Origin of the sequence: Coleofasciculus sp., assembly GCF_046539235.1 — a bacterium.
In the GTDB taxonomy this organism is placed as follows: domain Bacteria; phylum Cyanobacteriota; class Cyanobacteriia; order Cyanobacteriales; family Coleofasciculaceae; genus Coleofasciculus.
On sequence record NZ_JBKHHI010000146.1, the window covers coordinates 1 to 14,174 of the forward strand.

The 14,174-nt window shown below is 45.5% G+C and carries 12 protein-coding genes; 7 read left to right on the plus strand and 5 right to left on the minus strand.

The genetic code is table 11. From position 1 onward, the window contains the following. The 3 genes from ACLFWI_RS14710 to ACLFWI_RS14720 form a co-directional block, all read left to right on the plus strand. Positions 1-636 (plus strand): calcium-binding protein (locus ACLFWI_RS14710; RefSeq protein WP_446413539.1); only part of this gene is annotated, 636 nt, incomplete at its 5' end. A gap of 290 nt (positions 637-926) precedes the next feature. Next, positions 927-3,407, plus strand: a complete 2,481-nt coding sequence (locus tag ACLFWI_RS14715; RefSeq protein ID WP_446413540.1) for a mucoidy inhibitor MuiA family protein — start codon at positions 927-929, stop codon at positions 3,405-3,407. A 96-nt stretch (positions 3,408-3,503) separates the two neighbouring features. Further along, positions 3,504-5,120, plus strand: coding sequence for a mucoidy inhibitor MuiA family protein (locus tag ACLFWI_RS14720; RefSeq protein WP_446413541.1), 1,617 nt, complete (start codon positions 3,504-3,506; stop codon positions 5,118-5,120). A 150-nt stretch (positions 5,121-5,270) separates the two neighbouring features. Here the strand turns inward: ACLFWI_RS14720 and ACLFWI_RS14725 are convergent, their stop codons facing one another. Beyond that, complete coding sequence (locus ACLFWI_RS14725; RefSeq protein ID WP_446413542.1) at positions 5,271-5,903, minus strand: hypothetical protein; 633 nt, start codon at positions 5,901-5,903, stop codon at positions 5,271-5,273. A 300-nt stretch (positions 5,904-6,203) separates the two neighbouring features. Next, on the minus strand, positions 6,204-8,831 hold the full coding sequence (gene mutS / locus ACLFWI_RS14730) for a DNA mismatch repair protein MutS (RefSeq protein ID WP_446413550.1): 2,628 nt from the start codon (positions 8,829-8,831) through the stop codon (positions 6,204-6,206). Positions 8,832-9,387: 556 nt separating this feature from the next. On the opposite strand from mutS, the gene ACLFWI_RS14735 reads away from it, so the two are divergent. The 4 genes from ACLFWI_RS14735 (at position 9,388) to ACLFWI_RS14750 (ending at position 11,466) form a co-directional block, all read left to right on the plus strand. Further along, positions 9,388-9,606: a hypothetical protein gene (locus ACLFWI_RS14735; protein WP_446413543.1), complete on the plus strand. Its 219-nt coding sequence runs from the start codon at positions 9,388-9,390 to the stop codon at positions 9,604-9,606. After that, a complete protein-coding gene (locus tag ACLFWI_RS14740; protein WP_446413544.1) occupies positions 9,603-9,950 on the plus strand; it encodes a type II toxin-antitoxin system PemK/MazF family toxin in 348 nt (115 codons plus the stop codon). The genes ACLFWI_RS14735 and ACLFWI_RS14740 overlap by 4 nt, the downstream gene beginning before the upstream one ends. Before the next feature lie 257 nt (positions 9,951-10,207). Next, positions 10,208-10,831 (plus strand): leucine-rich repeat domain-containing protein, encoded by a 624-nt coding sequence (locus ACLFWI_RS14745; RefSeq protein WP_446413545.1) that lies wholly within the window; start codon positions 10,208-10,210, stop codon positions 10,829-10,831. A gap of 59 nt (positions 10,832-10,890) precedes the next feature. Then, positions 10,891-11,466, plus strand: coding sequence for a Uma2 family endonuclease (locus ACLFWI_RS14750; RefSeq protein WP_446413546.1), 576 nt, complete (start codon positions 10,891-10,893; stop codon positions 11,464-11,466). 156 nt (positions 11,467-11,622) lie between these two features. Here ACLFWI_RS14750 and ACLFWI_RS14755 read toward each other — a convergent pair whose 3' ends face one another. From ACLFWI_RS14755 to ACLFWI_RS14765, 3 genes are all read right to left on the minus strand, one after another. Beyond that, complete coding sequence (locus tag ACLFWI_RS14755; RefSeq protein ID WP_446413547.1) at positions 11,623-12,468, minus strand: dual specificity protein phosphatase family protein; 846 nt, start codon at positions 12,466-12,468, stop codon at positions 11,623-11,625. 599 nt (positions 12,469-13,067) lie between these two features. Then, positions 13,068-13,280: a hypothetical protein gene (locus ACLFWI_RS14760; protein ID WP_446413548.1), complete on the minus strand. Its 213-nt coding sequence runs from the start codon at positions 13,278-13,280 to the stop codon at positions 13,068-13,070. A 60-nt stretch (positions 13,281-13,340) separates the two neighbouring features. Next, positions 13,341-13,934: a hypothetical protein gene (locus ACLFWI_RS14765; RefSeq protein WP_446413549.1), complete on the minus strand. Its 594-nt coding sequence runs from the start codon at positions 13,932-13,934 to the stop codon at positions 13,341-13,343. Positions 13,935-14,174 lie beyond the last annotated feature (240 nt).

The window sequence follows — 14,174 nt, forward strand, 5'->3', positions numbered from 1 at the left end:
AATGACCAAATCAATGGTAATGGTGGTCATGATTATCTCGAAGGTAACGCCGGTAATGACACTATCGCCGGCGGTTCTCTGAGTGATTATATCGATGGTGGCGTTGGTAACGACCTTCTCTACGGTAACGGCGGCGGCGATGAAATCCTTGGTGGCGCTGGCGATGATGGTCTTTATGGTAGTTCTGCTACAGATTATCTCAATGGCGGCGCTGGTAATGACACCCTTTATGGTAACGGCGGTAGAGATACCCTCATTGGTGGTCGTGGTGATGACTTAATCTACGGTGGTTCATGTCCTGATCATATTCTCGGTGGCGAGGGCGATGACATCATTTACGCCAATGGTGCCAACAATGGATCTGACTACATTGATAGTGGTGCTGGCGATGATATAATCTGGCTGGGTCACGGTGATGCCGATGTCGTCCTCTCACAAGGAGTTGGATTCGATGTGATTAATAACTTCCAGCTTGGTCAGACGTCTCTAATCGTTAGTGATGTTAGTGCGTTGAGTTTCGCTGATGGTGCGAATGGTGCCCAAATCTATCAAGGCAGCGACTTGTTAGCCACCGTGAGTTGGCAGTCTGCTAGCACATTTGCCAATAACGTAAATGACATCTTTGTCGCTGCCTAGATATTTCGTCTGATGTTTTAGTCTTTCTTAGTCTGCATATTAGTCTAGTCGAACCAAGCGAGAGATGCAAAGTATCTCCCAATTTTTTTTGTCTCAGTCTTTGCACGTCTATGCGCCCCTACGGTTTCGGGGCGTAAGCCAGTAGGTTGGGTTGACGACTGTTACCCAACGAAATCAAGGGCTAAAGCCCTTACTACAAACTACGTATAGCAACGTGTTATAAGTGCATATCCTGGTAATCACTCAGAGATATAGAAAAATGTACCTGGGATCAGCCATAGGATAATCCGATGCCGAACATCACCCAACTCGCCTCGAAAATAGACAAAGTTAAAGTCTATGCGGCTGGTGCAACCGTTAGCCGTATCGCCGATTTGCACCTAGAGAATGGAGAAACGCCAGAACAAATAGAAATTTCAGGACTTCCCCTGGCGCTAGATGATAGCAGTGTGCGAGTACAAGTTGAAGGAAATGCCAATCCGGTGATTCCTACTGATATCCGCATCAGTCTCGCGGTTTCCTCTTCCCAAGAACCCCCGAACTTCCCCGCCGAGGAACAACTGCACCAAGCCAAAGCGGAAGTGAGGCGAATTCAAGAGACGATTGCCCTAATTGATAACGAAATCTCTGTCCTCAAACAGCTTCATGTACCCAATCAACCGGAAGCAGAACCGGGAAAAGCACCCCCCCCTTCACCTTTAGCCGCCCGATTAGCGATCGCGAATTTTCAAGATGAACAAATTCGTAGCCGTATTCAGGAACGACGGGAAATCCAGAACAGCTTACAGGAGGCAAACACCCACTTAGACGAGTTATTACACAAACAGAAACTGGCGTCAACTGCCCAACAGGTGAAACCGCACGAATTGCGGAAAACGGTGATTATCAGCTTAAGTTATCCGGCGGAGGTGACAGTTTCCCAGCAACGGTTAATTGTCGAGTATTTCGTTCCTGGCGCACGCTGGACACCCACCTATTTATGCCGTTTAGAGAGTAGCACGAATACCGCCGCGATCGCAGTTCGGGCTTTTTTGTGTCAGCGCACAGGAGAAGATTGGTCTGGGGTGCGCTTGGAACTCTCAACAGCTAACCCGATGACTTGGTGTGAGTTGCCAGAATTACCCTCACTGCGGTTAGGACGTACCCAGCCTGTCCCTAGAAAATCCGGTTGGCGTTTACCTCCCGTTGGTGCAACAATGCTGTTTGCCGATTATGACCGCCAGAAGCCGCAGGTGGTCACTATACCAAGAGCCTTTGCACAACCAGCGAGTAGAGTCAACAGTTCATTCTACAATCGGGAACTGAATCTGATTAATCAATATCAGGATCAAAAACTGACACAGGAGAAAGCACAAGACGATCTGGATACTGAGCTTGAATGCCTCCTGTCCGATCCTAATAAGGCGATGGAGTTTCATAACCTGTCCGATGAATCAGGAGACAGGTTTGCTGACCTTGAATGCCTCCTGTCTGATGCACCAGAAGAAACAGAATGCGACTTAGGCGAAGCCTTGAATGACGCGGGTGGTGCCCCGGTGATTAACTTGGTGAATCGTATTCTCATCAAAGCCCTACAAGAGGGAGTCTCTGACATTCACATCGAACCCCAAGAAGAATACTTGCGGGTTCGTTTTCGTAAAGATGGCGTACTGCGGCAAGCCTTCGATCCCTTACCGAGAAAGATTAAAAATGCCGTAGCTAATCATGTCAAAATCATGGCAGATTTAGACATCAACAAACGTCTATTGCAAAGTGGTAAGTTTCAGCGTCTGTTTCAGGGACGTATGGTCAATTTATTCGTCGAAATCATCCCGGCTCGGTATGGGGAAAATATTTATATGAGGGTGCAAAAATCAGCCTTTGGTTTCTCAACGGGGTGGATTAACAATGACCTACTGACTTACAATTTAATGCAACTTCCCGGCGCAGATGACCCCAATAAGCGAGGTAAATTACTACTTCAAAACCAGCAATATGTTTATCTAGAACTCCTCAAGCAACAGCAGTTTATGGTAACATTCAATGTCCTAGAAATCGTCAAGCAGGCTATATCAACTTCCCAACAATGTCTGTCTACCCCATTACCATTTGGTGGACTATCAGTACGTGAAGCAGCAGGTTCCTTTGATTATGCTTACCCTGCCGATGGACGGGTGGATGTTCCGTCAGATGGACAATTTCATTCCGTGGCACTAACTAGCCAAAGTACCGATGTCAACCTGCGCTATGTTGTCGTTCCCCGTGAAGATACCAATGTCTTCCGAATCGCCCAACTGCGTAATCCCCTAGACGCCCCACTTTTAAGCGGTTCAGCTGATGTTTATGTTGATGGTGAGTATATCTTATCCACAACATTACCAACCATACCCACCCAGGGACAAGTTGAATTAGGTTTAGGCGTCGAACAAGGAATAAAAGTGGCTCGAAACACGACGTATCAGGAAAAACGTTCCAGTCAGTTATTAGTCGCATTCAACGAACTCCATCACCACCTTAAAATTGACATTGCTAATCGTTTAGCCAACGAAGCACGGATTGAGATCCGAGAACGTATCCCCATCCCCCAGGAAGGAGAAAAAGTTGATGTAGAAATTGGTAAAGTTTCCCCTCAATGGCAAAAATACGAACAAGAAGAACGAGGAAAACCCATTCAAGGCGGATATCGCTGGCGGATAAAAATACCCGGTCAACAACAAGCAAAATTATCAGCACAGTACACCATTAAAACCTACGCCGATAGCGAATTAATCGGTGGGAATCGACGGGAATAGTTCGTTCGTAGTGAGGGAACTTCAGCCCTCTCTAGCTAGGCGTAATAGCACTAAAGTGCTTACTACAAACTACTCTACAATTTACCGAGGTCAATTATGCCATCAATTACACCGCACCAAGACATTCAATTCTTAACTCTTGACGCACCCGTTACCCTCGTTACCCTACTCGAAGACCGCGCCTTAGTGCAACGCCGGGGGAAAACCAACCTAACATCAGGATTATGGCGCATCACCGTAGAAAATGTTGCCCCAGTGCTTTCCGATAAATCCCTGCGGGCAGAATTTGCAGAAAACTATGATAATGCCAGAATTAATGATGTCCGTGTTCGTCGCCAGATAATCGTCAAAGACGAAGAACGACCCAAAGACATTCAACCATTGTATAACGAGTTGCGATCGCACCAGCATCACCTCGCCATAGTTTCAGAAGACTCTCACCATCAGAAGTATTGCTTTAAACAAGTCAATACCATCTTAACCAAAGCCTTACAAGAATTACCCATTGATGCCGTTTGGGGACAAATTGATCCCAAAACCTGGCGGGAACAATTGCAAACCCTGTTTAAACAACTCCGTGAATTACGGACAGAAATTTTAAGCAGCGGTGAACATCAAGCACAACTCAGACGGCAAATTGATGACATAACCACTCACCTGGAAGCCCTATCCCGTCCAGATACAATTTACACCGCCAACATTGAATCTGATTTAATGATTTCTGAAGCCGGAGACTATGAAATTACCTTCGATTACGTCGTTCCCAATGCCTTATGGCGTCCTTGGCATCAAGCCCGTTTGCTAGTCCCCACTAATGCGTCTTCATCACCAGCTACCCTATCCTTTCGGATGGATGGGTGTGTCTGGCAAAATACAGGAGAAGACTGGACAAATGTTGATTTAGTCTTTTCCACCGCCCGCACGTCTCTGGGGACTGAACCGCCTCTTTTAAGTGATGACGAATTAAATGTCAAAGAAAAATCCAAACAAATTATTGTTGAAACTCGAAATCAGCAAATTCAAACCACTGGACTGGGTGCAGGTGGAACAGTTCCTCAGAGAGAAACGACCAATTCAGTAAACCTACCTGGTGTTGATGATGGCGGCGAAGTCCGGACGCTTCGCCCTAACCAAAAAGCCACAATTCCTTCTGATGGTCGTCCCTATCGGGTGCCAATTTTCTCCTTTGAGTCTAAGGCTGAGATTGAGTATATCTTAATGCCAGAACTCTCCTGTCAGGTTGTCCTCAAAAGCCAACAAATTAATTCATCAACCTGTCCCATTCTCGCTGGACCTATAGACTTAGTACGTGCTTCCGAATTTGTCGGCAAAACTGCCATTGGATTCATCGCCCCCGGAGAAAAATTTGCCTTAGGATGGGGGTCTGATGAAGCCATGCGGGTGCAGCGTAGCCAAACGAAAAAACAAGAAAAAGACCATCTAACCCAGTGGAAACGAGTGATTACGCAAACCCAATTATTTCTCTCTAATATTGGTGCTGAATCGAGAGAGATTACCATAACAGAACGGGTTCCAGTAGCAGAAATAGAGCAAGTCAAGGTAAAGGTTTTGACGAAAAAGACTACCGATGGAGTTCAACCAGATGATAATGGATTTTGTACCTGGAAATTGACCCTCGCGCCCTACTCTCAACGTCAAGTCACGCTAGTTTATCAAGTAGCAACAGCGCCAGAGGTGAAAGGAGTCTTGTAGGGACACAGCAATGCCATTGGTTGTCAACAATCCACAAAGACTTGACCATCTTCTTGAATAAAGTAAGCCCCCCTTTTGAATGGGGGTTTGGGGGGATATGTCAACCTTAAATACAGGCTTAGCAGTACGAGGAGTATGGCGTCAACTTCTCTAATCCACAAAGACTTGACCATCTTCTTGAATTCTCAGAACCCCTTGGTTACTGTCTAACATGGTTTCTTCTGCAAAAGTAACCTCCAATTGCCCAGTTTCATCAGCAGACATGGGCATCATCTGAATTAAGCCATCATCCTGACGAACAGCGGTTATCGTAATCGGCGTGGGCAAGTTTTGCAGGAGAATTTCTGCTCCACCTTGCAAATATCGACGATCCGTATGTCCGACAGCTTGATAAGAAACGACAGCATTAGTATTATTTTTCAGTCGCACATCAACAGTACCGTTTTGGGGAGTAATTTGAGCAACTGCTTCACTACGTACCTCAGGTAGAGGGGCTTGAGGCACATTTGCTGGAGAGATGACAGGAGTCATTGGTCTACTAGGCATTTGACCACCTCGACCCATCCGTGTCGCCTGATTCGGTGGACATCCTGGCGGAACCATGAGCGTGCTATTGTAGGGTTCTTCGTAGTAGATTCCCGGACAAGGATTAATTTGAGCTACAGTGGAAACAGGTACGGCTGATGCTTCTAGAATCGTTGCTGGCAGGCTAATTAAAACACCGCCAAATATTGCTCCTAATAGTCCGGCATTTTTGAGATGGCTCTGATGCTGTTTGTTCATGAAAACCTCTGTTAAAATTATCTATGGGCGACTGGTTGACAACCAAAACTAAAATTATTTATTTGAATACTCAGGCAAGGAAATTTCCCACTCAGCAACAGCAGAAAATATATAGATACTGCTAGAAATTTCCCACTCAGCAACAGCAGAAAATATATAGATACTGCTAAGTCAAGAACCCGATTGCCTTTGATTCACGTTTTCTACATAAACAATTTAACTGCTACTGTTGAACGCTTCATCTATCTTAGGCATGGCGTAACCTTCTATCAAAAGTAGGATTTTGCCATAGTTGTATTATCAATCGGCAAAAATATCTAACTGCTGTACCGATGTGTCTGGCGTAATCGTTTCGGTATCTTTGGCTTTTTTACCAATACCTTTCCGCAATCCCATGGCAATTTTACTGTGCTTTTCAATTTGCCCCATCACCTGCTTTGCCCGTTGAATTACCGCCGGGGGTAAACCCGCCAGACGCCCCGCTTCAATCCCATAAGATTTATCCGCCCCGCCCGGTTGAACTTGGTGTAAAAAGATAATTTCATCGGGCAATTCCTTCACCGTAACCTGATAGTTGGCAACATTCTCTAAAATAGATGCCAATTCGTTCAATTCATGATAATGGGTAGCAAAAATAGTCCGTGCTTGAATTTCCAGGGATAGATATTCCGCCACCGCCCAAGCAATGGATAACCCATCAAACGTGGCGGTTCCTCTGCCAATTTCATCTAATAAAACCAGGGACTTATTGGTGGCATGATTCAAAATATTTGCCGTTTCATTCATCTCCACCATAAACGTGGATTGACCCGTGGCTAAATCATCAACCGCGCCAACCCGAGTAAAAATGCGATCGCAGATTCCCAATGTCGCCGATGTCGCTGGCACAAAACTCCCTGTCTGCGCCATAATTTGAATTAATCCCACTTGGCGTAAATAGCAACTTTTACCACTGGCATTGGGTCCAGTGAGGATAATTAAATCGGGACGTTGATGATTCTCTGTCTTGGTCTTTTCCGCAGATGATGACGTGGACTCCTCCCATCCCAAATACGCCGAATTAGGGACAAAGAATCCCACCGGGAGAGACTTTTCCACCACGGGATGGCGTCCATCGATAATCGTAATCTCTCGCCCCTCTAACATTGTGGGACGACAATAGCCCTGGCGTACAGCAATTTCTGCTAAACCCGACAAAACATCAATCGCCGCCACCGCACGAGAGAGGTTGCGAATTAACTGGGCATAATTCCCGACTTGGGTGCGTAATCCGACAAAAATCTCGTATTCTAAGCGGTTTAAATCATCCCGTGCGGTGAGAATCCTGGTTTCGCGTTCTTTTAAGTCAGGAGTAATGTAGCGTTCTTCGTTGGTTAGGGTTTGCTTGCGGATGTACTCATCGGGAACTTGGTCGGCTTTAGAGCGAGGCAGACTGATATAATAGCCGAAGGTTTTGTTGTATCCTACTTTTAAATTGGTAATTCCTGTGCGATCGCGTTCGGTGACTTCTAAGTTAGCAATCCACTGCTGATCCTCTTGTGCCATGCGACGCATTTCATCTAGTTGGTCATTCACCCCAGGACGAATTAAATTGCCTTCCTTTATCTGTAAGGGCGGCGATTCCACCAGATGGGCGCGAATGCTTTGTCCTAACTGTTCTAATTCCGGGGGAAACGTTTGCAATGCTTTCAGATAAGGGGAACCCCCATACGCCGCCAGTTCTGCCAAGTCGGGTAACTTTAACAGCGAATCCGCTAACGCCACCAAATCCCGCGCATTTGCCGTTCCGGAACTTGCCCGCCCCGTTAACCGTTCTAAATCATAAATTCCCCGTAATAACTGACGTAAATCTTCCCGTAATCCAGTATTTTCCGTCAACTCCTGAATCGTATCCTGTCGCGCCCGAATTCCTTTAATATCTAACAGAGGTTGCAATAACCAACGGCGTAATGCCCGTCCCCCCATGGAGGTACTGGTTTGATCCAATGCCCAGAGAAGGGAACCATGAAACGTATTATCCCGCACCGTGGTAGTAATTTCTAAATTACGGCGACTTTGGTGATCTAGAATCAGATAATCGGCTAAAGTATAGGTGCGTAAATGTTGCAGGGCGACATAATTTTCCTTTTGAGTTTCCTCTAAATATTCCAGCAATCCCCCCGCCGCCCTAACTCCCAGAGGCAAATGTTCACAACCCATCCCTTCTAGCGATCGCACTTTAAATCGTTCCAAGAGTCGTTGTCTAGCTTCTGAGGAACGGAAGGGGGTTTGCGGACGCAGGCTATAACAAAAGGAACTAGGGAACCAATCCGGTAATGACTCTGAACGTTCCCCTGGACGCAACATACTCCCTAAATCCGGGGCGTTGGTGGGAATCAGCACTTCTGACGGGTGCAAGCGCAACAATTCCTGTACCAGTAACTCTAAATCCGTGGCTTGAGTGGTGAAAAATTCCCCCGTGGAAATATCCGCATACGCCAATCCCCAATGATTCCCGGCTATTACCACCGCCGCCAGGAAGTTATTGCGTTTAGCATTCAGCATCCCGGCTTCGGTTAACGTACCGGGGGTAAGAATCCGCGTGATTTCCCGTTTCACCTGACGCCCTTCTTTGGCGGCGACGGATGCGTCTTCTACTTGATCACAAATAACAATCGCATAACCTTTTTCCACTAACTGAGTGGCGTGGCGTTCAATCGAGTGATGGGGGACACCCGTCATCGGAACTCGTCCCACCCCTTTCCCCGCCTCCTTACTGGTGAGGACTAATTCCAATTCTTCAGCCACTCGCCGCGCATCTTGGAAGAAGGTTTCATAGAAATCACCAACTCGATACAGCAGTACCGCATTGGGATACTGGTCTTTCAGTTCCGCAAAATGCTGCATCATCGGCGTTAACTGTTGGCGGTCTACCGTCCGATGATCCATATTTTCCGCCGCCACCTGCTTCGCCTTCTCGGTAGCGCGAACGTCGGTAGCACCGTTGGATTCGGGAGTAGATGCGTGGGAATATCCGCTCATGAACAGTCTAAATGATATGCCGACTTCTTAATAACTTTACCGCAATCCGGGCAGGATTGGCATTAAAGGTTTGTTAGAATTACCGGGGAGTGAGCCGTTCTTCGTTCGTAGTAAAGGAACCTTAGCCTTAAACAAGTTACGTCGAAGAGAATTAACGGAACTCGACCAACTCACCTAAAACTCACACCACCTGGATTCTACCAGTTAACGGTTGGGTGCGGGGCGGGTTTATTGAATTGAGAAGTTTCTCGCCACAAGATAACAGTCAAACCCGCCCCTACAAGTTAACTCATATTTGGGTTAAATTGTCAAATTCAGAGGAAATAAAATCAACAGGCAGATTATGCGATATGCGATCGCCTGAACCTTTTCCGCAGATCCAAATGATAAGCTAGACCTTAGAGACACTCAATCCGTAGAATCTTAGATCATGAACCCTCCCACCTTGTACCAGATTGAACAAATGGTTAGTTGCTTATCAGATGAAGAGCAACTGTGGTTAATGGAAAGAATTATTCACAATTTGAGACTATCTCGCACCCTTAACCATCGTGACAGCCAGGGGAAAACGGTTGAACAGCAACTGGTAATGATGGCAAATGACCCAGAGATTCAGGGCGAACTAAAGGCAATTGAGCAGGAATTTGCCGTAACTGAAATGGATGGATTAACTGAATCGTGAGCATTCAACGCGGCGAAATTTATTTTGTTAATCTCAACCCAGTTCAAGGGAGAGAACAAGCCGGAAAACGTCCTGTGCTTGTCCTTTCAATTGATGCCATTAATCGTTTACCGCTAGTGGTAACGGTTATTGTCGGAACGAAAGGAGAAAATATCCAGCGCGATTACCCAACGAACGTGCGGGTTTCTCCAGCCGAGAGTGGTTTGCCCATGGAAACGGTGTTCTTATGTTTCCAAATTCGCTCCCTGGATTCCAAACGCTTTACTAAACAACCTGCGGGTTTACTTTCTGAAGAAGTTATGGCAAGGGTTGAAGCAACGACTCGCTATTGCTTAGGGTTATAACTACCTTATCTGTGATTGCGCTGTCTACTGTTTTGGTCTGAAAGGCTTCATAGATAGGCTATATGCAGGCACATCTCCCCATGACGAAAAGTATACCAGAAAATTGTGCGATCGCACTTTACCATCATCGGGGTAGGATTGGTATTAAAGGGTTGTGGCAATTTTTTAAACTGTGTTCTTTGATATACCTGGGTTTTAAGATTTTCACCTGTCAGCACTAAAATAGGATAGCTATATCTTTGAAGGATAGAAAGGAAATGGATAAAACTGCTGTAATTGCTCTAACGATTAGTACGTGGATATTAGGATGGGAGGTGGCTCAAGCAGCTAACCCTAGCTTGGGGAGTTCTTTTAAAGAGTGGTGTCTGAACAAAACCAGTTTATCAGCTGAGGCAAGGAAAACAGTGGAAGTGTTGTTAGAAGAAGCTGGTACGAGTGATTGTAAACAAGCTGATGAAAACCTATCAAGTCGCACTGAACTTTTCCTCTACGATAACAAAATAACAGATGTCAGTCCTCTATCTGGACTTACTAATCTGACTGTGCTTTATCTCCACTATAACCAAATAACAGATGTCAGTGCTCTATCTGGACTTACCAATCTGAGGAGGCTTAACCTCAGCAGTAACCAAATAACAGATATCAGTCCTCTATCTGGACTTACCAACCTGACTGGGCTTGACCTCAGCAGTAACAAAATAATAGATATCACTCCTCTATCTGGACTTACCAATCTGAGGAGGCTTGGTCTCATCCAGAACCAAATAACAGATGTCAGGTCTCTATCTGGACTTACCAATCTGACTTTGCTTGACCTCAGAGACAATCCCATACCACAGCAAACTTGTCCAGTCAGTTCCCCAGATGTTTGCGTGTTCTGACCCTAACACGGACAGGTGACGCACCAAAAATTAATTGGAGTTAAATAGGTAAAACGACAATGACCGCTTATACGATAGACTTTAACCCAATCATTCAGCTAACTGACGACCAATTTTATCAGTTGTGTCGGGCAAATCCAGATCTTAAATTTGAACGCAATGCCCAAGGAGAATTAATTATTATGCCTCCAACTGGCGGAGAAACCGGAAATCAAAATTTTGAGTTTGGTGCTGATTTAGCGATATGGAATCGCCAAACTCGATTAGGAGTTGGGTTTGACTCCTCCACCTGCTTTAAACTCCCCAATGGTGGTAATCGTTCTCCAGATTTGGCTTGGGTGGTACAAGAACGGTGGGAGGCTCTCTCTCCTGAACAACGCACCAAGTTTCCGCCGATTTGCCCTGATTTTGTTGTGGAATTGATGTCTCCTTCGGATAGGTTAAAAGACACGCAAGATAAAATGAAGGAATATATCGAGAATGGCGCTCGTTTGGGTTGGTTAATTGCGCCAGGAATGAGACGAGTGGAAATTTATCGTCATCAGCAAGCTGTTGAAGTTTTAGAGGCTCCGGCTACTCTCTCAGGAGAATCGGTTTTACCCGGATTCATTCTGAATTTAAGCTCTATTTGGTGAAGGTGAATTCAGGAGATCGCACCGTTCGTAGTCAGGGAACCTTAACCCTAAACAAATTACGTCGAAGAGAACTAACGCAACTCGACCAACTCACCTAAAAACCACACCAACTGAATTATACAAATTAGCGGTTGGGGTCAGGGCAGGTTTTTTCGCTTACCTTGACGTTGACCGAGGAAAGAGACGTTCTAAGCTATCTTGCAATTGAGAGTGGGGATAAATATTGGGCTTTTTACTCCAAATGTAGTCTAAAGTTTGTTGATAAGTCCACTGGGGATTTTTCCAGAAACAATAAGCAACACCTACGGAACCACTGCGACCAATTCCAGCGCGACAGTTTAGTAATATTTTCTTTTTGCCTTGCTGCACTTGTTCATCAATCCACTGAACAGCGGCTAACAACAATTCATCGGCAATCGGATTCGATGCGCCGTCTAAAGTCCCCATTTTTCTATAAGCAATAGGAGAAGATTCGGGAAACATTAAGGTCAGTTCCTCCCCTAAATTCAGCACAGCATCGATACCTAGGGATGCCGCTTGGGATGCGGCGATAAAATTGCCGACATAGATATTAGGGAAAACCTCGACAAAATTGGGTCCTTGTGTCCATTGCCTGTCTGGAGAAGGTAGTTCTACTTTAAGGTAACCATTTTCCTGAAATTGTCCTGCCCATTGCCATGTATTTTCGTCATTTTTCAGGCGAAATCGATAGGTAAATTGAAAATCCCCTGGAGCCGTTGGCATAAATGACCCTTGAAAGACAGAGACTTGCTGGGATTCTTCGGGAGTATAGGTTAAATTGATACCATGCCAATCCCCTTCACTATTGAATTTGGTTAAAGCATTCGTCCAGATTTGTACAATTAGGTCTTGAGGCGGATGGCAACTCAAAAGTTTAACTGTTGCCCCAAAATTCTCCAACATATAAAGCGTGATGTGGGAATGTAAGGAAGGATAAATGTCTTGAATTTGCACCAGTGAAAGATGGGAATTTTGCACCATAGTTTTAATTAATAAATTGCTCTGGCGAGGAGGAATTCGCAGCTACACCAACCAAGCCCGCCTACGCGGACTGGATTACAAAGAGATAGTCAAGCTGGAGTCGCTATAGGGTAAGTTTATCACGAATAACCCATAAACAAAACCCTGATGGTAGGGGCGGGTTTAGGGAATCTGTAGGGGCGGGTTTAGGGAATTTGTAGGGGCGGGTTTAGGGAATCTGTAGGGGCGGGTTTAGGGACTAAATTCAGATATTCACCGATAAATGAACAACAAAACCCGCCCTCCCCACCGATAAATGAACAACAAAACCCGCCCTAATGACCGATAAATGAACAACAAAACCCGCCCTAATGACCGATAACTGAACAACAAAACCCGCCCTAATGACCGATAACTGAACAACCACTGATATAGGATAGGATCAGCGAAATGCTGCACCACATTAAGATAAAAAAGATAAAAAATGCCCAGCCTGGAAAATCATTCATTAGGTTTCAATGCCGAACAGCTTATGTGCTTTAGGTTCAATAGTACTGAAATAAGCATTTTGGGAGCGCTAAAACCCTATACCGTAGTTTGTAGTAAGCGCTTTAGCGCTGCTAAGTCCCATCGGGGAGGGGTTGAGATGAGGAGTCTCCAGTGTCTAAAATAACACTCCAAGGATTAGCAACTGCATCGGGGCGTTCCTCTAACCCCAACTCAATTGGCACTTGATTGTGAAGGGATTTTTCTAGAACTCCTTTAATCCAAAAGTTCTTGACTTTTGTGAGTAAAATCTGGCGATTGCGATACTCTTGTCCAGTTAGAGACAATTGGGGTTGATTCTTATCAGGCGGATTTAACTTTGCCCGTTCCGATTCGGGCGACTTCAGTCAAGGTAGCGATTCTTTAGAGTGTGTCTCAGGAGCAAGTGCGATCGCGTCTTTTTCTTTCTGAGTGATCGGCGGTAACGGTGTAGCTAAATTCTTATCTATAAATCGCTTAACTTTGCGGTAAATCCGACTTTTTCTATCCTCTACTTTACAGATAGAGATATGGTCAAAATCCACAAACACAGGAAATACACCCTTAATCCCCGGATCAGCACTGGTTTGATTCACGACTAAAATCCCTTTGGTCGGTAGATTTTCGCAGTACACTAGCATCGGGATTTGGCTAAACTGCTCATCATTGCGGTACAAAAGGTTTAACTCCCGCAAACGCGAATGATTCGCCTCTAATTCCTCAACTGAGACAGTGGTTTGCAGAATTCCACCGATATGCTTAATCCAACTCGCCATATCTGAACCGGAATGAGGCGTCGATAGGAACACAATCCCCCTCGTCTGAGATGCGATCGCACTCCACCCACCATAATCCCTAGCATTCCGCACCATGCTATGAGTGATGAAAATTATCGGGCGATCGCCGATCTCATAACTGTCCAGCAGATCTAATATATTCGTGGCGCGATCTGCCAATGTCACAACCAGAGATTTCGATTAAATCGTTGAAGTTACTCACAGGCTAACTTCCCAGGTGTTATGGGGTGAACAAAAATTTTCTGTTGTATATTAAGATAACAAATTTAACTTCCTGTCCTCCCCCATGCAACAAAAGCGAAGCATCTTCTGTCCTCCCCCCTCGCAGGGGGAAGGGGGGTTGGGGGGAACTGACAGGTGTAGGTTTTTTACTTGAGGGTGGGGACAAGACAAGGAGGACAAGGA